Consider the following 18,204-nt stretch of genomic DNA (forward strand, 5'->3'; position numbering starts at 1 on the left):
TTGTATAATATCATCATCAAATGGTGCAGTACTGATGGTTTGAAAAAGGCACTGAACTTTTCTGATACTCAATCATTTGTCCTTCTATGCTTCAGATAATAAAAGAATAAATTAAATGCTATTACCGCATGATTTAAAAGGTTGGGAATAAGTCCGTAATGTTTCGTAAAAATATGAAAGCGCTCTTTTAGACTTTCCCGGTGCTTTTTCTTCGACATACCACCGACTAAATATTTGGCTACATACATGCGGGTATTTACAACCCTTTTTGCTTTTTTTAAGGCACGCAAAATCCAGTCGATATCTGAGCTGAGGGAATAATTCAAATCATATGGTTCAATTAATTGTCGCTTAATATAAATTGCCTGGTGACTGACGCTCATGCCGTATCTGAAACTGTAAAAATCCAGTTTCTCAGGACTTTTATGCCTCCTCCGTCCTAAACTTTCCCATTGCTCATTATACATTTCTGTTTCGCCATAGTAAATATCTGCTCCTGCTTCTGTAGCAAAAACCAGCTCCACAGTTTCCGTCGAATACAGCTCATCACCCGAATTCATAAATAAAATATAATCACCCGTTGCTAAAGCAAGGCCTTTATTCATTGCATCGTAAATGCCATTATCATTTTCGGATACTATTTTGCTGATCTTATTCTCGTATTTACTGATTACTTCTAAAGTGCCATCGGTAGAGTTTCCGTCAATAACAATATACTCTATGTTCGGATAAGTTTGGTTCAGCACAGAATTTATGGTCCGGTCAATATCCTTTACATTATTATAAACCACCGTAATTACACTTAAAACCGGAGCAAAAGAAGGCGTATTTAAGCCTTTTTTCTCCCTGGTAAGTGATTTGTATAATTCAATATGTTTAGCCGCTATTACCGGTTCTGAAAAGCGTTCTTCAACTATTTTTCGGGCCTTCTTATTCAGATTTTCGCGTTCAGGATGATTAAAAATCCAGCGTATTCCCTCAGCAAAATCATGGGATGACTGGTAATCGGCCAAATATCCGTTTACCTGGTGAGTTACCATATCCGGAATTCCGCCAGTAGTAAAAGCAACAACAGGTGTTCCGCAAGAGAGGCTTTCCATTACCGTATTCGGTAGATTATCTTCAAGTGAAGGTGTTAAAAACACATCGGCCGCGTTGTAACAGATAGCTAATTTTTCATCGTTGGAGATTGTTCCCAGAAAAGTGGTTTTTACAGGGAAGTCAGGGACGTTTTTTTCATCACGGTTTCCAAAAACCACCAATTCTATCTCTTCCTTATCAACACCTATTACACGCGTTAAAATCTCTAGTGCTTTTAATAAATAAGGTGTCCCTTTATGAAGGTCTTTTCTGGATGGCATGAATCCGCTGAGCATAATGAATTTATCGGGCGACAAATCGAAATACTTCTTAGCTAGAGCTTTATCATGCGGCCGGAAGATTGCAGTATCAAGCGTATTCGGAATAATATGTGCGTCTGCTGTTCCCAGAAGTTTACTTGCCCGAATAGAAGCAAACATCCACTTACTGGGCGCTACTACAGAAAAGTATAACTGTCTGTAAGCATCTTTTTTCGACTCCCATATTTTATGAGATAAATCTTCCGGACCTGACTGTTTTAACAAAGGGCAATTACCACACTCCTTCTGGTAATGATTGCAGCTGTAGCGTACGTGGCAACCGCCGGTGAAGGCATTGCTGTCGTGAAATGTCCATACAATTGGCTTATTTAACTTTTTCAGTCTGGCTATGTCTTTAGGACGCAGGAAAGCGTGATTTACCCAATGCAGATGAAGAATATCTGCGTTTTGTATAGCCGGATGATTTGAAATATCTTTTCCCCAAACAGGGATCGAGAATGGAATTTTTAAACGTTTAGCAAAGGCAGAAGAAACAAAGCGCTCAAGCAGGATTGCAAAAGCAGCAACCGCTTTGCTAAAGCCCTTTGGATTTAAACTTCTTATCGATGGATCCTTATCAAATTTGTAATTTACCCATATCTCAGAGTGTATGCCCTGTCCGTTTAACGCTTTGTTCAGCCTTAAACATGCTCTCCCGGCACCGCCGTTTCCATCGTATGTATTAAGATGTACAACTTTCACTATTGCCAAAAATACAATTCATTTGTTTCTTTTTGTTTTCTTTGTGTAAGCATGAGCAATCTATTAACCAATCGTGAGTTTTGGAGCAAATACTGGGAATCTAAAACAGATCTGGCTTTCCCGGTGAGCAGAAATTATTTATTTCATAAACAACTGGAAAAAATTATTTCAAACAACACCATAAAAAATGCGATAGAGCTTGGCGGCTTTCCTGGTTATTATGCGATCTTCTTAAAAAAACATTTTGGAATTGACAGCACCTTGCTTGATTATTTCGTCCATCCAACTATATTAAATGAAGTACTACGGGCAAACGGACTAACAACTCAGGATATTAAAATAATTGAAAACGATCTTTTTAATTACCAGCCACAGCAGCAGTATGACATGGTACTTTCCTGTGGTTTAATTGAGCATTTTAATGATACAAAGGATATTATTGAACGGCATATTCAATTTTTAAAGCCGGGTGGAGTTTTATTCATTACACTTCCTAACTTTAAGAGTGTGAATGGGTGGGTTCAGAAAAATTTTGATAAAGAGAATTATCTGAAGCATAATATTAATTGCATGGATCCTAACCTCTTAAAACAAATAGCCCTAGCCTCAGGGTTAAAGGAAGTAAAAGCAGAATATTTCGGCAAATTCAGTGTCTGGCTGGAAAATAAAGGTGAAAAATCACTGCTTACCCGCCTTTTTATTAAAACTCTTTGGTTTGCAGGGAAGGTTCCAACTAAATTATTAGGTTTTGAATCGAAAGCTTTCTCACCATACATTGTTTTAGAAGCAAGAAAATAAGATGTTCGAACTTCTCAAAGCTAATGTCAACAGGCGGGTGCAGCTTACAGATGCAGAGTTCGAAACAGTTTCCGGCTTTTTTAAAGTACGGGTTTTAAAAAGGAAAGAATATCTGCTTACAGCAGGAGATATAAGTTATTTCAGTGCTTTTGTTAATAAAGGCTGTCTTATATCTTACTATCTGGACGAAAAAGGTATAGCAAGAGTGATTCAGTTTGCAATTGAAGACCATTGGGTGGGAGATTTATATAGCCTGATAACACACAAGCCTAGTGAAATTTACATAGAAGCACTCGAAGATTCCGAACTGCTTATTCTGTCGGCTAACGACCAGGAAAAGCTGTACCAGGAAGTTCCCAAAATGGAAAGAATGTTCAGGCTTCTGGTACAGAACGCTTATGTTGCAACCCAAAGACGATTAAATTCTGCGCTTAGTATTTCTGCTGATGAACGATATCTTGAACTTTTAAAAAAATACCCGGGCATAACCCAGCGGGTACCGCTTGCACATATTGCTTCGTATTTAGGCATAACCCCAGAAAGCCTGAGCAGGATTAGAAAACAGCTTGTAAAAAAGTAACTGATTTCATTTCTTAACATACATCAAGAGAAAGCCGGAGAATAGCGCTGATCTTTGTATCGTAAAAAATGAACTCTTTAACATGAAAAAAATTTTATTTGCTGTTGCATTGCTTGCAGCACAGTTTACTTCAAAAGCCCAGTCAAAATGGAACGTGGACGCAGCCCATTCAAATGTAAAATTCGCAGTACCTCACCTTGTAATCTCTGAGGTAGAAGGTGGATTTAAATCATTTAATGGAACCATCACCGCTGCTAAGCCAGATTTTTCTGATGCTGCTATTGATTTCACTATTGACGTTAACAGCATCGATACAGACAACGAAATGAGAGATAAGCACTTGAAATCTGATGATTTCTTTAATGCTGAACAATTCCCTCAAATGAAATTTAAAAGCACATCTTTCAAAAAGAAATCCGGAAATAATTATGTACTTGACGGATTACTGACCATCAGGGATGTAACAAAACCTGTAAAATTCCATGTAGTTTACGGAGGAACAGCTAAAGACGGTTATGGAAATACCAAAGCAGGTTTCAAAGCTACAACAACAATTGACCGTTTTGCTTACAATTTAAAATGGAATAGCCTTACAGAAGCGGGCGGCGCAACAGTTGGTAAAGATGTTGCTCTTAAATTAAACCTTGAATTTGCTCAGGCAAAATAGTGAAAGGCGCTTCCGTGCGCTTTTCAAAATTCTTCTATAAGTCGAAGGATGTCTTCCTGAGTTAATCAAAGGTGACATCCTTCTCATACTTCTGCTCCTGGTTCTACCTTAATTATTTACTATGAATAACTTACAGGATCTGCATACATTTTCTTCTGCGCTTAAAAACACCGACAGAATGCCGCTTTTATTTGTTGGCCATGGTAACCCAATGAATGCTATTGCCGACAATACCTTTAACCAGAGTTGGAAAAAACTGGGACAGGAACTACCCAGGCCAAAAGCGATTTTAGTTATTTCGGCTCACTGGATTACCCCAAAAAGCACCTGCGTTACCGCTACTAACGCTCCCAAAACTATACACGATTTTGGCGGCTTTCCGCAGGAACTTTTTGAACAGCAATACAAAGCACCTGGAGCTCCTGAAATGGCAAAGGAAGTCCAGAGCCTGGTTGCGTCGCCAGAAGTTTTAACAGATCATGAATGGGGACTTGATCATGGAAGCTGGAGTATATTGCTGCCAATGTTTCCGTTAGCTGATATTCCGGTTTTTCAGGTAAGTATTGATTACACCCAGCCTCCCACCTTTCACTATAAACTTGGCCAGGAGTTAAAGAAGCTGAGAGACAAAGGAGTTTTAATTATAGGGAGCGGCAATATTGTACACAATCTGCAAGCTGTAGACTGGCAGGGAAGAAAAACATACGATTGGGCATTGGAATTTGATCAAAAAATAGCAGCCTGGATAGAAGAAAATAAGCACCAGCATATTATTGACTTCCAAAAACTGGACACACTCGCTTCCCTTGCCCATCCAACTTATGATCATTTTCTCCCTTTACTTTATATTTTAGGAATGCAGGACAAAAAGGATCAGATAAGTTTTTTTAACAGCGAATTTGATATGTCGTCTATTTCAATGCGGTCCGTCATATATAGTTAACCACACAACAGAACCAGTTTCTGGTTCAAAGCTATACTTCTACCAGTCTTTTCTCTCCTATCTGTTGTCTCCACATAGCATAGTAAAGGCCTTTTTCCTCTATAAGTTCCGAATGGCGCCCTGACTCTACTATATTTCCTTTTTCAAGTACAAAAATCTTATCGGCATGCATAATGGTAGACAGACGATGGGCGATAAGGATAGTAATATGCTCCTGCATATCAGAAACATGGCGAATGGTGCGGGTAATTTCTTCTTCGGTTATAGAATCCAATGCCGAAGTTGCTTCATCAAATACTAAAATATCCGGCCGCCTCAATAAAGCCCTGGCTATTGATAAGCGTTGTTTTTCACCACCCGAAACTTTTACGCCTCCTTCACCAATAACGGTATCTAATCCGTTTTCTGCTCTTGCAAGTAAGGTATGACAGGCAGCCTTATGTAAAACATCCATACATTCGGCATCTGTTGCACTTGGTCGTACAAATAACAGGTTTTCCCGGATTGTACCTGAAAACAATTGAGTATCCTGGGTAACAAATCCTATCTTTTCTCTTAGCTGATCTAAATCTATATCAGTTCCTGAAACATTATTGTATAAAATCTGTCCTTCCAAGGGCTGATACAAGCCTACTAATAGCTTTACCAATGTAGTTTTTCCCGAACCTGAAGGCCCAACAAAAGCAATTGTTTCACCAATATGTGTAGTAAAGGAAATGTGATTCAGGGCATTCCTGTTAGCTGATAAATGTTTAAAGCTTACATTTTTAAAGTTTAAACTTTCTATTTTTCTAAGCAACACGGGGTTGGCAGGTTTAACTTCTTTGGGCGTACTTAAAATACTGGTAAAATTAGCCAGGGAGATTTCTGTCTCGCGATAAGTATTAATAATATTTCCTAATTCCTGCAAAGGACCGAATATAAAAAAGGAATAGATAAAGAGAGAAAAGAACTCCCCCACAGTAATTTTTCCTGCATAAATTAAATATAGCATTAAAAGTAAAATAGCATTCCGCAGAAGGTTTACGAGAGTTCCCTGTACAAAACTTAAACTTCGTACGTATTTTACTTTCTTAAGTTCAAGCGCTAAAATCCTGTCGGTGGTTTTATTTAGCCGGTTTATTTCCTGACGTGATAATCCAAGGCTCTTTACCAGCTCAATATTTCTTAACGACTCTGTTGTAGAACCGGCTAAAGCAGTAGTTTCGGCAACAATTGTCTTTTGCACAACCTTAATTTTTCTGCTAAGCACTGAACTGATCGTCCCTAACACTGGAATTACTGAAATATAAACAACAGCTATAGACCAATGGATATTGATAGCGTAAAAGAAAACAAAACAGATACCTATAACAGCGGTAAAAAGTACGTTAATAAATGAAATGATCAATTTTTCACAGTCCAAACGAACCTTCTGTAATATTCCCAGTGTTTCTCCGCTTCGCTGATCTTCAAACACCTGGTAAGGAAGTTCCAGTGAATGAGCCAGCCCATCAGAATAAATTCTTGCTCCTAACCGCTGGGTGATAACATTTACATAATAATCCTGGAAATTTTTTGCAATACGTGATACCATAGCGACTCCCATCGCTGCCAATATCAATAAGCCTGCACCTCGAAAAAACTCGCTTGTTGTATAATTTTTATAATGAGTAACATAAGTATCTATGATCTTTCTGAAAATATAAGGGTCAAGAAAGGAAAAAACCTGATTGATAGTTGCCAGCAGCAATGCAAACGCTATCAGGCCTTTATATCGTTTTAAATAGGTAAATAACAGCTTCATACTACAAAAATAGAAAAGGGATTGAGCTTTGCGTTATTCCCTTTTTTATTTAAATAAGATGGGGTATTTTATGACGATACAATTAGATATATAAATAGAAAAGTCAAAAAAGAAGCTCCCGTATGGGAGCTTCTAAACCAAATAATAAATAAACTAAAATTTTACTGAAATTCCTGCATTTATACTGTAATCTGCAAAGGCTGCGTCGCCCTGAACGAATCTTCCTGATGTTGCTGTGTTTTCTTTATCCGTAACGCTTTGAGTTCTGTTTCTGACAAAAGCTACCGGAACAGTTACAAAAAGATTGACTTTATTCTTCTGATAATTTAAAGCGGGCTCAACAGACCAAATGTATCCCGGACGCCTAAAATCGCCACTTCCCCCTATTAAATCATAAACCGGGATTCCTTCTAACCTCAAACCTGCAGAAGCAATTAAACCGGGAAGTATCGAATAGTTAGCGCCCGCCCGTACCATGTACTGATCTGGCACACTCATAATTGCTTCATTTCCGAGAGTGGGACTAAGAGTTTCACGATAAGTTCTTACGCCATTTTGTTCCCGGGGATTGCTTAAGTAGTAAAAATCACCATACACTCCTATTTTGTGAAAAATATTATAGAAGGCATTGAGTTCTGCAGTAATACCAGTGCCGCCATCACCTAGTTGGATAGATTGATCAACTGTACGAAGTTCTTTTGTTCCATTCGGGCCCACGTTATACCAGTAATCTTTGTAATCATAATCACCGGTGGGAAGCTTCAGCCCTAATCCTAATTGAATATTACCTTTTGTATATTTTGCCGGGTTAAACAACCACCGGTAAGCTGCTATTCTGATATCACCCAGGCCGGAAGAGCTTGTACTGCGCCTTTCTTGTTTAATATATGCCCCGTTTACTAAACCATGTTCATATAACGAAGAACGTGTGTTATACAGTAATGGTAAATCAATCATCACCGACCACCGGTTGTTAATTATTCGGACCAATGCAAGATCCAAAGAATACTGATGGTTTATTACCTCAGTCCCCTGTACAAGTCTTTCTTCCTGTTCATCTTTTCCTTTAAAATGTCTGAAAGATTTAAAATAACGTGACGTAGCGCTAAAGGCCCAGGCACTTTCGTGTGAATTCGAATCCGGATGATCCATCATACAGCTCCCCCCGGTGCTTTTAATAGCTACGCAACCTTGAGCAAGTACCTTTGCAGAAACAAAAAACATGAAACCAAGTAGTATGTAGATAGTTTTCATAACAAGAAATGTATTTATAGTATTAATTATTTTACTGATAATAGAATTAGGTTATACTTCACCTGAATGTGAAATACTGGATACAAACATTCTGTGAACTCTAATCTTTTAAAGCACAGGCGTACTAATAAATCTATCGAAACAGATGGTATTAGTAATTAACCTGCAGCGGCCTTTAAGAATAGAAAATAAGTAAGTTAGGAGATTTTTTTGGGTGGTTCTTCCGGAGATCCGGGATGAAAATTTATTAATCTAACAGTAACCTGTTCATAAACAGGAGCTCTATTGATAAGAGGGGGATTAAAATTAAAATTACTAAATACTAAATTAAAGGAATCAACAAATGCCAGTTTAGGAACTGGTACATGCTCCTTTTTCGGCACAGGAATATCCTTAATTCCTGCTACTTCTATAATATTTTTTTCAGTAAACTGAGTTTTTTCGTAATTAGGAATGCAAACAAAATACATTGCATTCCTTGTTATTTTCATTTTAATATAGTTATACTGCGTATCCTCAAACTTAATCTGGCCTGATACATCCTCATAATCACTCCAATCGCTGATACCCTCGAGGTGTACAGGAATTTTTATTACAGAAAGGTCTTGTTTATTATAAAGATTTTTTCCGGCTTGTTCGTTAAAAAACTCATCCGTTTTAAATTTGAGATATTGATGAATAGCCAAACAGCCACCTATGTTAAAAAGGTGTGAGCATACTAAAATTATGGCTACTATTTTTTTCAACGCTAAACTTCTTCGATACCAAATTGAAATAAAAAAAGGAGAATTCAAAATCTTTTTATTTGGTACGAGAAAATTTAAGTTTTAAAAATTTATTCTATCAATATCTTTAAAAAACAAAGGGAATGAACAGTAAGTCATTCCCTTTAAATGTTTGATCGAAGAAATAAATCACAACTTTTTAAACCGTCATAATATCTTTTTCTTTTGCTTCTGCAATTTTATCTACTTTAACGATATAGCCATCAGTCAGTTTTTGCACTTCTGCTTCGCCGCCTTTTATTTCATCCTCTGAAACTCCTTCAGATTTTAAGCGTTGAATTTTTGCATTGGCATCTTTACGTATGTTTCTTACCGCAATACGGCCTCTTTCGGCTTCCTCCTTTACTTTTTTCACGAGATCTCTCCGACGCTCTTCAGTAAGCGGCGGAACATTTAAACGGATCATGATCCCGTCATTCTGAGGGTTAAGGCCGATATTAGCTTCGTGAATTGCTCTCTCAATAGGGCCGAGAAGAGATTTTTCCCATGGCTGAATTACAATGGTACGAGCATCCGGAGTATTAACACTTCCCACCTGATTTAAAGGAGTTGGGTTTCCGTAATAATCAACAGATATTCCGTCGAGCATTGAAGGAGTGGCTTTGCCTGCACGGATTTTAGCAACTTCATTATCTGTAAAATCGATGGCTTTATCCATCAAAGCCTTTGCATCGTTTAATTGTTTCTTTATAAGGTCGTTCATTTGAGTAACAATTTTAGATCTGTAAAATTAGGATTCTTTTTTGAATCAGCTCTTTACCAAAGTACCAATAGGATCACCGTTAGCAATCCGCATAAAATTCCCCTCTTTATTCATATCGAACACAATAATAGGCAGCTTGTTTTCCTGGCATAATGTAAAGGCAGTCATGTCCATCACATTCAGATTATTATCGTACACCTGCTGGAAAGTAATTTCATCATAACGTGTTGCATCCGGGTTTTTCTCAGGATCCGCTGTGTATATTCCGTCAACACGTGTACCTTTCATCACAGCATCTGCCTGTATTTCAATTGCACGAAGGGAGGCAGCTGTGTCTGTTGTAAAATAAGGATTTCCTGTGCCTGCGCCGAATATTACTATTCTGCCTTTTTCCAGATGCCTAACAGCTCTTCTGCGGATAAATGGCTCGCATATCTGCTCCATTTTAATAGCAGTCATCAGCCGCGTTTTTAGTCCAAGTTTTTCAAGAGCATCTTGTAAGGCCATGCTGTTGATAACTGTTGCAAGCATCCCCATATAGTCAGCTTGTACTCTGTCCATACCTGATTTTTCGGCACTTAATCCGCGGAAAATATTGCCACCGCCTATTACTATAGCAATCTGAACTCCTTTTTCATGAACGGATTTTATATCTTTTGCATATTGTGAAACGCGTTCGCTGTCTATCCCATATTGCTTTTCACCCATCAACGCTTCTCCACTTAATTTGAGTAAAATTCTTTTATATTTCATACAAGGAGTTTCTTCAAAAATATTTCAATTATAGGAATTGTTAAAATTAATCGTCTTTTTATACCTCTAAGCCATTAAAAAACACTTTTACAGGATCAAAGTCCTTATCAAAAGCCAGCAGATCAGCTTTATATCCACCTTCTATCTTCCCCCTTAAATTATCTTCTTTAATAAGTTTTGCCGGGTACAAAGAAGCCATATTAATTGCTTCGGGCAAACTTATTCCAACCTGCTGAACACAGTTTTTAACTGCTTTAAGCATTGTTAAACAGGAGCCCGACAAAGTACCATTGGGAAGAACGTAATGATCACCTTTTAGGGTGTGGTGTTGTGTTCCCTCTCTCGTTTCTGTTACTGCATCAGTTATTAAGAATAACCTGTCTCCCAGTTCACGCTTGGCAAGCCGGATCATGTTAAAATTAACATGGGTTCCATCTGCCACGATACTCACAAAAGGTTTTTTTTCAAAGATTGCAGGAATCAGCCCTGGTTCACGATGGTGCATTTGGGGCATAGCATTAAATAAATGAGTAGCAGCCGGAACAGGGTTGTTTAAGAACGACATTCCCTCTTCAAACGTAGCATTCGAATGGCCGCATGATACGATTATCTGCTGATCTGAAAGATAAGACAGTATTTCGGCATCCTGCAGTTCGGGTGCTACTGTAATCATTCTGATCTCACCTTCTGCCGAGTCGATCCACCTTTTTAATTCTTCAAGTGTGGCTTTTTTAATATATTCTTCCGGATGAGCACCTTTCTTCTTCGCGTTTAAATAAGGCCCTTCCAGATGGATACCTAAAAAATTACCTTTTGCACGTTCCCGGTAGGTTCGTGCCGCAGAAATAGCTTGCTCTACAATAATGTTACTGTTAGTTGCAACGGTAGCGAAAAAGCCTGTAGTACCGCCTTTGATTAAATCGTTTTCCATTTGCTGCAAAGCTTCAACAGAAGGCGTACCGCTAAATAACTTTCCACCGCTGCCATAAATTTGAAGATCAAGAAGTCCGGGCGACAAATACGCTCCATTGAGGTCAGTTCTTTGCGAACTTTCAGGAATCTCTTCCTCATTTACAACAGAAAGAATCTTCCCGTTTTGGATTAAAACTGCTTTTCCCGGTATTTCTCTTCCATCAGAAATAAGGATACAGTTGTAAAGTGCAGTAATCATTATTTTCTAAATTACTAATAAAGGTACTATCAGGGCAAAAAAAATCCCCGCTTTTAGCGAGGATTTAAAAAATTTAAATTAAGCTCCTAACTGCACCCGTTTAAATGCGGTTACAGTTAATCCCTTAGAAACACTGTCAAGGAATTGAGCAATATTTTTAGAAGAATCTTTTACAAACTCCTGGTTTAACAACGTTGATTCTTTATAGAACTTGTTTAGTTTACCCTGTGCAATTTTCTCAACCATTTCTTCAGCTTTACCTTCTGCACGGATTTGCTCTTTAGCGATCTCCAGCTCACGTTCAATTGTTCTTGAATCAACATCAGCTTTGTCAATTGCTACCGGATTCATAGCGGCAATTTGCATAGCAACGTCTTTACCGGCTTCTTCTGCTCCCTGAGCGTCAGCATTTAAGGCAACCAAAACACCTAAACGGTAATTACCGTGAATATACGCAATTACTTTTTCGCCAGAAACAGTTTCAAATTTAGAAACACCGATCTTCTCGCCAATTTTACCTGTCTGGTCCAAAATCTGATCAGAAAGTTTAGTTCCGTTAAGATCGTAGCCAAGCAGCTCTTCTAACGAAGACGGATTTTTTTCAACTGCTAAATCGGCAATACCATTAGCGAAAGCTATAAAATCAGCGTTTTTAGCAACGAAATCTGTTTCGCAATTCAATTCCACGATGATTCCACGTTTAGCATCAGCAGTAGTTTTTGCAATAACAACACCTTCGTTAGATTCACGGTCTTGTCTGCTTGCAGCTACTTTTGCACCTTTTTTACGCAGGTAATCTATAGCAGCTTCAAAATCTCCATTTGCTTCGGTTAAAGCTTTTTTGCAGTCCATCATTCCTGCACCTGTTTGCTGGCGAAGTTTGTTTACATCTGCCGCAGATATTTGTACTGTAGACATTTTATTTAGTTGTATTTTGTAAGTTATAGATTGTAAGCAGAATACCTACAACCACTAATTATCCTAAAAAATGTGGGTTGTTAGTTATACGTTGTAAGTTTCCCTTCAACATGCAACTCACAACCCACTATAATATTATTCAGCAGAATCTTCGCCTGCTTCAGCAGTAACTTTAGGCTCAGGACGAGGAGAAGCCTCTGCTTCCTCGCCACGGTCTGCTTTAGCTTTGGCAGCTGCAGCTTCTTTTTCAGCCTCGTCTTCTTTTTCGCGTTTACGCTCGTCTAAACCTTCCTGAATTGCTTTGATAATGATATCCGTAATCAAAGAGATTGATTTGGTAGCATCGTCATTAGCCGGAATAGGGAAGTCGATATTTGAAGGATCAGAGTTAGTATCTACCATTGCAAAGGTTGGGATATTTAACTTTAATGCTTCTGTTACCGCAATATGCTCTTTCTTAACATCGATCAGAAATAATGCAGCGGGTAAACGGTTAAGATCAGAGATACCTCCTAGAAGAGTTTCTAATTTTACACGCTCACGTTGAATCATTAATTTTTCTTTCTTCGATAAAACATCGTACGTACCGTCTTTAGTCATTTTGTCGATGTTAGACATCTTTTTAATTGACTTACGAACTGTTGCAAAGTTTGTTAACATCCCACCCAACCAACGTTCGGTTACGAAAGGCATGTTTACTGATTTTGCCTGTTCTGCTACAATATCTTTCGCTTGCTTTTTAGTAGCAACGAATAATACTTTACGCCCTGATTTTACAATCTGTTTTATTGCAGCAGCTGCTTCTTCTACTTTTGTTAAAGTTTTATTTAAATCTATGATGTGGATTCCATTACGCTCCATGAAAATGTACGGAGCCATTTTTGGATCCCATTTACGGGTAAGGTGACCAAAGTGTACACCTGCATCCAGTAAGTCCTGATATGTTGTTCTAGCCATTGTTTGATCCTCCTGAAATTAACGTTTACTAAATTGAAATCTTTTCCGTGCTTTTCTGCGTCCTGGTTTTTTACGCTCAACCATTCTGGGATCGCGGGTCATTAAACCTTTAGCACGTAAAGCAGATTTTTTCTCAGGATCCAGTTCAACAATAGCTTTAGCAATTGCTAAACGAACAGCTTCTGCCTGTCCTTTTACACCGCCGCCTGCAACGTTAACGTTTACGTCAAAAGTCCCGGCTGATCCGGATACTTCCAATGACTGATTAACGATATACTGCAAGGGTAAGGTAGGAAAGTATTCTTTGTAATCTTTACCGTTTACGATAATGTTGCCGTTACCCTCATTTACATAAACGCGGGCAACTGCGGTTTTTCTTCTTCCTGAAGTGTTAGTTGTTGGCATTTCTTTTCTCTTTTAAAATTAAAGTTTAACCTCTTTTGGATTTTGTGCCGCATGCGGATGCTCATTTCCTGCATATACATACAGGTTTTTAAAAATTGCACGGCCCAAACGATTTTTAGGTAACATTCCGCGAACAGCTTTTTCAACTATACGCTGAGGATGTTTCGCCAATAACTCCTTAGGAGAAATGAAACGCTGACCACCCGGATAGCCAGTGTAACGAACATAAGTTTTGTCGCTTAGTTTGTTACCGGTCAGTTTTACCTTGTCTGCATTGATAACAATTACGTTATCGCCGCAGTCTACGTTTGGGGTGAATGTAGGCTTGTGCTTTCCACGGATCATCATTGCGATCTTAGATGACAAGCGCCCCAAAATCTCGCCCTGTGCGTCAACAACTACCCATTCCTTGTTAACGGTCTTCTTGTTGGCAGAGACAGTTTTGTAACTTAACGTATTCACTTGCTTGATATTAAATTAATTAAACAATATACTATACCCCTTAAATTGGGACTGCAAAGATAGGCTAAAATCTATAATTTTCAAATGATTATATATTTTTTAAAAGGTGGGCTCTTTAAAAAGGAACGGCAATTTTCCGACTAAGAATAGAGTTGAATTCCGCTATTTAATTTAATTCTTTAAGAACAAAGAATTTTAAGCCCTGTTAGATTTTTATATCTATCGTTCTACCTAATACAGAAAACTATGTTTTACCATGTTAAAGAGTTACAATTTAACGCGAGGGTTTCAAAACCCGACCCGCGTTTCGCCCGCCTGCTTTTGGAGCAGTTTGGAGGAAGCAATGGAGAGCTTAAAGCAGCTATGCAATACTTTGTTCAGGCATTTGCCGCTAAACAACCTTATCCGGATAAGTACGACTTACTTATGGACATTGCTACAGAGGAATTCAGCCATCTTGAAATTGTAGGCGCTACCATACAGATGCTTTTGGGCGGTGTGAGCGGCGAATTAAAGAACGCGGCTGAAGAATCTGAAATTATGCAGTTACTGGACGGAAAGGCATCGAAAGAGAATTTTATTCACGAAGCCATGATGAATCCTCAATTTGCAGTTTTAAGCGGCGGATCCCCAACGCTTACAGATAGTAACGGCAATCCCTGGACTGCAGCTTATGTAACTGCAAACGGTGACCTTACTGTCGATCTTCGATCTAATATCGCCGCCGAATCACGGGCCAAGATAGTTTACGAATACCTGATGCAGTTTACCGATGATTCGTATGTAAAAGATACGCTCCGGTTTTTAATGACTCGTGAAGTAGCCCACTTCCAGATGTTTGAAGCTGCTTTAAATACTATTCAGCCTAATTTCCCCCCAGGAGTTTTACAAAGCGATCCGCGGCACAGCAACACTTACTACAACATGTCTAACGGTGTTGAAGTACGGGGCCCATGGAATGAAGGCGTTAGCCCTGAACTGGGAGAAACCTGGCAGTACATTGAAGATCCCTTACAAAAAGTAAGAGAAACACATGGGCTGGTTGATTTAACTCCGACAGGAACAGAGCGGACTGATAAAATTGTAGAAAAAGAAAATAAAACTTTAAGTAAAGAAAGAAGCCAGGAAATTATGAGCGCCACTCCAAAAGGAGAAAATCAATGGAGTGAATATCCTGCAACAAATTCGAATGGATCTAAAGGAAGCAGAAAAAGTAAATAATAAATTTAAAGCGGATCGGGTAGAGATTGTTTTTTATACCGATCCGCTTTGTTGCTGGAGCTGGGCACTCTATCCTCATCTGAGTACCTTGCGAAACCTTTTTAAAGACAACATCAACCTTAGCTATTGTATGTCGGGGCTTATTCCTGACTGGAACAGTTATAATGACCCGATGAATACAGTAAGCCGTCCTGCCCAAATGGGTCCGATATGGATGGAAGCACAACACATTTCCGGTGCAGCCATCAATCCCCAAATCTGGATACAAAATCCACCTTCCTCTTCTTATCCGGCATGTATAGCGGTAAAAGCAGCAGGACTTCAATCATCAGAAATAGAAGAAGCCTATCTTGTTAAGCTATGGGAAGCTGTAATGACCGATGCGAAAGATATTTCCAAACCGGAAGTATTAATTGAAGTTGCACAGCAAACAGCAGAAAATACAGGCCTGGATTTTAACATCGCCCGTTTTTCAACGGATCTTTCTGCAGAAGACAGCCTGGAATTGTTTAGAAACGATTTAAAAAGAGTTCGGTATAACCGTATTGGCCGGTTTCCTACCATTACCATGAGTAAAGAAGACGGAAGAGGAATTATACTAACAGGTTATCGGCCTTATGAAGTTTTATCTGCTGCGTTTTCTAATTTGTTCAATAATTCTGAAAATTAAACTATCCGAATAAACGCTATTTTTTCAACTCCAGCACCTGGACATTATTAGCACCATTGGTTGATTTAAGTAACTGCAGTTTTCGCTTATTTTCTACCCTGATCCAGGTTTTACTAAACTCAGAGTTCTCATCCTGTATGGTAAGGTAATCTTCAGTGGCACTCCATTTAAAAGAGCTGTTATCAGATACCTTATTCCTAAGAATGGAATAATTAATCTCTTTTTCGCCGGTCTTGTTATTTTTAAACCGCATCGTTCCGATATTATAGACCTTTACATTCTCATCTCCCGGTGCACCTTTTTCATATCTTGAAATTTGCCAGGTACCAACAATCCGGTCTGAACAGGAACTTAGCAAGACTACAAATAGTAAAGGAAATATTGATTGAAGTATTTTCATAACTAACATATTAATTTTTATATAAAAGAAGTCTACTCGAATGCGGTTTTTTCATGAACATTAAAGAGCATTTTTTATTAAGCACCTAACGGGAAGTTGAAAACAAATCTCGCCCCATCAGGTGTTATGCCATCAATTCGAACCATTCCGTTTCTTGAGTCTCCTAAAGCTTCATTCAGTTCGTCCAGGCTATTGATCCGCTGCCCATTTACAGCAGTTATTACCGTTCCCTTTGGCACGCCGGCCTGTTCAAAGAATCCGCCACGGGCAATATCAGTTACTACTATCCCTGACTTCAATCCATAACGTTGTTTTACAGAGCCGGGAATAGGTGAAAAACTAGCTCCCAACTTTTGCTGCAGTTCGGCGGAGCTGCTGGCGTTTCCTGCTATTCCTTCAGCAGAAGACTGGCCCTTTAATGTTACCGTAGTATTGGAAGTTTTTCCATTCCGTAAATAAGAAAGCTCCACCTTATCGCCCGGACTATGGCGGGCAATCCGCTCGGAGAACTCAGCAGAAGAGGAAATCGATGATCCATCTATGCTTTTAATAACATCTCCGGCTTTTAACCCTCCTGCTGCTGCTGCACTTCCTGGTTGTACGTCCATAATATATACACCCTGTACAGACGGATTAATTCCTTTAGCCCGAAGCAGCTGATCTTCTGTGGTTGGCGCCGGAAAACTAACACCTAAATAACCGCGTCGTACTTCTCCGTACTTTCTAAAATCTGTTACAATTTTTTTTGCCAGGTTTACAGGAATGGCAAAACCGTATCCCTGGTACCCCCCGGTTTGCGAAGCAATTGCCGAGTTAATTCCAACCAGTTCACCGGCGGCATTTACTAAAGCCCCCCCGCTATTGCCGGGATTAATAGCCGCATCAGTTTGAATAAAAGATTCAATTGCGGTTCCATTTCCTTCACCGTTATTATTTGCGGGCCGATCAAGAATTCCTATACTGCGTCCCTTTGCACTAATTATACCGGCAGTGACTGTTGAATTTAGCGACAGAGGGAAACCAACTGCCAGAACCCATTCGCCAACCTGTACATTATCTGAATTTCCAAGTCGTACAATTGGCAGATTTTTACCATCTATCTTGATAAGGGCCAGGTCTGTACTTGGATCACGTCCCACTAGCTTTGCTTTAAAAGATCGTTTATCAGCTAATACTACCGCAATTTGCGATGCATCCTCTACCACATGATTATTTGTTACTATATAACCGTCATCTGTAATTAATACCCCTGAACCCGATGCCATTGCTATCCCTCCGGAACGTGGCGAACCAAAAAGTTCCTCAAGCGGATTAGAAGCTTGGGCAGATGCTCCCGAATAAACCGTTTTTATATGAACAACTGCCGGAATTACTGCTGCAGAAGCGTTAACAAAATCAGGGTTACCTGCAGATGAAGTGCTACGGGCGGGATTGTTAACAAAATTTACTTTCTGGTTATCTTCAAGAAAGCCTGAACTTTTTCTTTTATCAATGTAACGGTAAGCTCCTAATGTAACAACTGCTGTAATAAGTGCTGTAACTAATATTATACCTGACTTTTTCATGTTTTGTGAGGATTGAAAGAAGGAATAAAAATCCCTGTAAAAGAATAATTAGTAAAACGGAATA

The 18,204-nt window shown here is 39.0% G+C and carries 19 protein-coding genes; 6 read left to right on the forward strand and 13 right to left on the reverse strand.

What is annotated here, in order from left to right:
• Window positions 1-68 precede the first annotated feature (68 nt).
• Entirely contained in the window at window positions 69-2,102 is a 2,034-nt protein-coding gene (locus ACLCDL_RS06615; protein WP_423147631.1) for a glycosyltransferase, read from the reverse strand.
• Between the two features lie 51 nt (window positions 2,103-2,153).
• Between ACLCDL_RS06615 and ACLCDL_RS06620 the strand changes: the two genes are divergently transcribed.
• The 4 genes from ACLCDL_RS06620 (at window position 2,154) to ygiD (ending at window position 5,090) form a co-directional block, all read left to right on the forward strand.
• A complete protein-coding gene (locus ACLCDL_RS06620) occupies window positions 2,154-2,900 on the forward strand; it encodes a class I SAM-dependent methyltransferase (protein WP_423147491.1) in 747 nt (248 codons plus the stop codon).
• Window position 2,901: 1 nt separating this feature from the next.
• A complete protein-coding gene (locus ACLCDL_RS06625) occupies window positions 2,902-3,480 on the forward strand; it encodes a Crp/Fnr family transcriptional regulator (protein ID WP_423147492.1) in 579 nt (192 codons plus the stop codon).
• 82 nt (window positions 3,481-3,562) lie between these two features.
• Window positions 3,563-4,147 (forward strand): YceI family protein, encoded by a 585-nt coding sequence (locus ACLCDL_RS06630; RefSeq protein WP_423147493.1) that lies wholly within the window; start codon window positions 3,563-3,565, stop codon window positions 4,145-4,147.
• 121 nt (window positions 4,148-4,268) lie between these two features.
• Window positions 4,269-5,090, forward strand: a complete 822-nt coding sequence (gene ygiD / locus ACLCDL_RS06635; protein ID WP_423147494.1) for a 4,5-DOPA-extradiol-dioxygenase — start codon at window positions 4,269-4,271, stop codon at window positions 5,088-5,090.
• A gap of 31 nt (window positions 5,091-5,121) precedes the next feature.
• Here ygiD and ACLCDL_RS06640 read toward each other — a convergent pair whose 3' ends face one another.
• The 10 genes from ACLCDL_RS06640 to rplM all read right to left on the reverse strand — a co-directional run bounded on the left by ACLCDL_RS06640 (window position 5,122) and on the right by rplM (window position 14,284).
• The gene (locus tag ACLCDL_RS06640) at window positions 5,122-6,876 is read right to left on the reverse strand and encodes an ABC transporter ATP-binding protein (protein ID WP_423147495.1); all 1,755 of its coding nucleotides are present in this window, start codon (window positions 6,874-6,876) and stop codon (window positions 5,122-5,124) included.
• Window positions 6,877-7,029: 153 nt separating this feature from the next.
• Window positions 7,030-8,130 (reverse strand): hypothetical protein, encoded by a 1,101-nt coding sequence (locus tag ACLCDL_RS06645; protein WP_423147496.1) that lies wholly within the window; start codon window positions 8,128-8,130, stop codon window positions 7,030-7,032.
• A 197-nt stretch (window positions 8,131-8,327) separates the two neighbouring features.
• Window positions 8,328-8,876: a hypothetical protein gene (locus ACLCDL_RS06650; RefSeq protein ID WP_423147497.1), complete on the reverse strand. Its 549-nt coding sequence runs from the start codon at window positions 8,874-8,876 to the stop codon at window positions 8,328-8,330.
• Between the two features lie 178 nt (window positions 8,877-9,054).
• Window positions 9,055-9,618 carry a ribosome recycling factor gene (frr, locus tag ACLCDL_RS06655; protein ID WP_423147498.1) on the reverse strand — a complete coding sequence of 188 codons (564 nt, stop codon included), beginning with the start codon at window positions 9,616-9,618 and terminating at the stop codon, window positions 9,055-9,057.
• Window positions 9,619-9,663: 45 nt separating this feature from the next.
• Window positions 9,664-10,371 (reverse strand): UMP kinase, encoded by a 708-nt coding sequence (gene pyrH / locus ACLCDL_RS06660; RefSeq protein WP_423147499.1) that lies wholly within the window; start codon window positions 10,369-10,371, stop codon window positions 9,664-9,666.
• Between the two features lie 58 nt (window positions 10,372-10,429).
• The gene (gene nagA / locus ACLCDL_RS06665) at window positions 10,430-11,542 is read right to left on the reverse strand and encodes an N-acetylglucosamine-6-phosphate deacetylase (RefSeq protein ID WP_423147500.1); all 1,113 of its coding nucleotides are present in this window, start codon (window positions 11,540-11,542) and stop codon (window positions 10,430-10,432) included.
• A 78-nt stretch (window positions 11,543-11,620) separates the two neighbouring features.
• Window positions 11,621-12,460, reverse strand: a complete 840-nt coding sequence (tsf, locus tag ACLCDL_RS06670) for a translation elongation factor Ts (protein ID WP_423147501.1) — start codon at window positions 12,458-12,460, stop codon at window positions 11,621-11,623.
• 135 nt (window positions 12,461-12,595) lie between these two features.
• Window positions 12,596-13,417, reverse strand: a complete 822-nt coding sequence (rpsB, locus tag ACLCDL_RS06675; RefSeq protein WP_423147502.1) for a 30S ribosomal protein S2 — start codon at window positions 13,415-13,417, stop codon at window positions 12,596-12,598.
• Between the two features lie 18 nt (window positions 13,418-13,435).
• Window positions 13,436-13,822, reverse strand: a complete 387-nt coding sequence (gene rpsI, locus ACLCDL_RS06680; RefSeq protein WP_423147503.1) for a 30S ribosomal protein S9 — start codon at window positions 13,820-13,822, stop codon at window positions 13,436-13,438.
• 18 nt (window positions 13,823-13,840) lie between these two features.
• Window positions 13,841-14,284: a 50S ribosomal protein L13 gene (gene rplM, locus ACLCDL_RS06685; protein ID WP_423147504.1), complete on the reverse strand. Its 444-nt coding sequence runs from the start codon at window positions 14,282-14,284 to the stop codon at window positions 13,841-13,843.
• A 246-nt stretch (window positions 14,285-14,530) separates the two neighbouring features.
• On the opposite strand from rplM, the gene ACLCDL_RS06690 reads away from it, so the two are divergent.
• Window positions 14,531-15,505 carry a manganese catalase family protein gene (locus ACLCDL_RS06690; RefSeq protein WP_423147505.1) on the forward strand — a complete coding sequence of 325 codons (975 nt, stop codon included), beginning with the start codon at window positions 14,531-14,533 and terminating at the stop codon, window positions 15,503-15,505.
• Window positions 15,474-16,175, forward strand: a complete 702-nt coding sequence (locus ACLCDL_RS06695; RefSeq protein ID WP_423147506.1) for a DsbA family protein — start codon at window positions 15,474-15,476, stop codon at window positions 16,173-16,175. Before ACLCDL_RS06690 ends, ACLCDL_RS06695 begins: the two co-directional genes overlap by 32 nt.
• A 16-nt stretch (window positions 16,176-16,191) precedes the next feature.
• Here ACLCDL_RS06695 and ACLCDL_RS06700 read toward each other — a convergent pair whose 3' ends face one another.
• A complete protein-coding gene (locus tag ACLCDL_RS06700) occupies window positions 16,192-16,575 on the reverse strand; it encodes a lipocalin-like domain-containing protein (RefSeq protein WP_423147507.1) in 384 nt (127 codons plus the stop codon).
• Window positions 16,576-16,652: 77 nt separating this feature from the next.
• On the reverse strand, window positions 16,653-18,140 hold the full coding sequence (locus tag ACLCDL_RS06705; protein WP_423147508.1) for a trypsin-like peptidase domain-containing protein: 1,488 nt from the start codon (window positions 18,138-18,140) through the stop codon (window positions 16,653-16,655).
• Between the last annotated feature and the right edge of the window lie 64 nt (window positions 18,141-18,204).

It is taken from the genome of Rubrilithobacter danxiaensis (assembly GCF_047272945.1).
In the GTDB taxonomy this organism is placed as follows: domain Bacteria; phylum Bacteroidota; class Bacteroidia; order Sphingobacteriales; family Sphingobacteriaceae; genus Rubrolithibacter; species Rubrolithibacter danxiaensis.

Coding starts and splice junctions, on each gene's coding strand:
- ACLCDL_RS06620 (WP_423147491.1), top strand. CDS start 2,154: ATGAGCAATCTATTAACCAATCGTGAGTTTTGGAGCAAATACTGGGAA.
- ACLCDL_RS06625 (WP_423147492.1), top strand. CDS start 2,902: ATGTTCGAACTTCTCAAAGCTAATGTCAACAGGCGGGTGCAGCTTACA.
- ACLCDL_RS06630 (WP_423147493.1), top strand. CDS start 3,563: ATGAAAAAAATTTTATTTGCTGTTGCATTGCTTGCAGCACAGTTTACT.
- ygiD (WP_423147494.1), top strand. CDS start 4,269: ATGAATAACTTACAGGATCTGCATACATTTTCTTCTGCGCTTAAAAAC.
- ACLCDL_RS06640 (WP_423147495.1), bottom strand. CDS start 6,876: ATGAAGCTGTTATTTACCTATTTAAAACGATATAAAGGCCTGATAGCG.
- ACLCDL_RS06645 (WP_423147496.1), bottom strand. CDS start 8,130: ATGAAAACTATCTACATACTACTTGGTTTCATGTTTTTTGTTTCTGCA.
- frr (WP_423147498.1), bottom strand. CDS start 9,618: ATGAACGACCTTATAAAGAAACAATTAAACGATGCAAAGGCTTTGATG.
- pyrH (WP_423147499.1), bottom strand. CDS start 10,371: ATGAAATATAAAAGAATTTTACTCAAATTAAGTGGAGAAGCGTTGATG.
- nagA (WP_423147500.1), bottom strand. CDS start 11,542: ATGATTACTGCACTTTACAACTGTATCCTTATTTCTGATGGAAGAGAA.
- tsf (WP_423147501.1), bottom strand. CDS start 12,460: ATGTCTACAGTACAAATATCTGCGGCAGATGTAAACAAACTTCGCCAG.
- rpsB (WP_423147502.1), bottom strand. CDS start 13,417: ATGGCTAGAACAACATATCAGGACTTACTGGATGCAGGTGTACACTTT.
- rpsI (WP_423147503.1), bottom strand. CDS start 13,822: ATGCCAACAACTAACACTTCAGGAAGAAGAAAAACCGCAGTTGCCCGC.
- ACLCDL_RS06690 (WP_423147505.1), top strand. CDS start 14,531: ATGTTTTACCATGTTAAAGAGTTACAATTTAACGCGAGGGTTTCAAAA.
- ACLCDL_RS06695 (WP_423147506.1), top strand. CDS start 15,474: ATGGATCTAAAGGAAGCAGAAAAAGTAAATAATAAATTTAAAGCGGAT.
- ACLCDL_RS06700 (WP_423147507.1), bottom strand. CDS start 16,575: ATGAAAATACTTCAATCAATATTTCCTTTACTATTTGTAGTCTTGCTA.
- ACLCDL_RS06705 (WP_423147508.1), bottom strand. CDS start 18,140: ATGAAAAAGTCAGGTATAATATTAGTTACAGCACTTATTACAGCAGTT.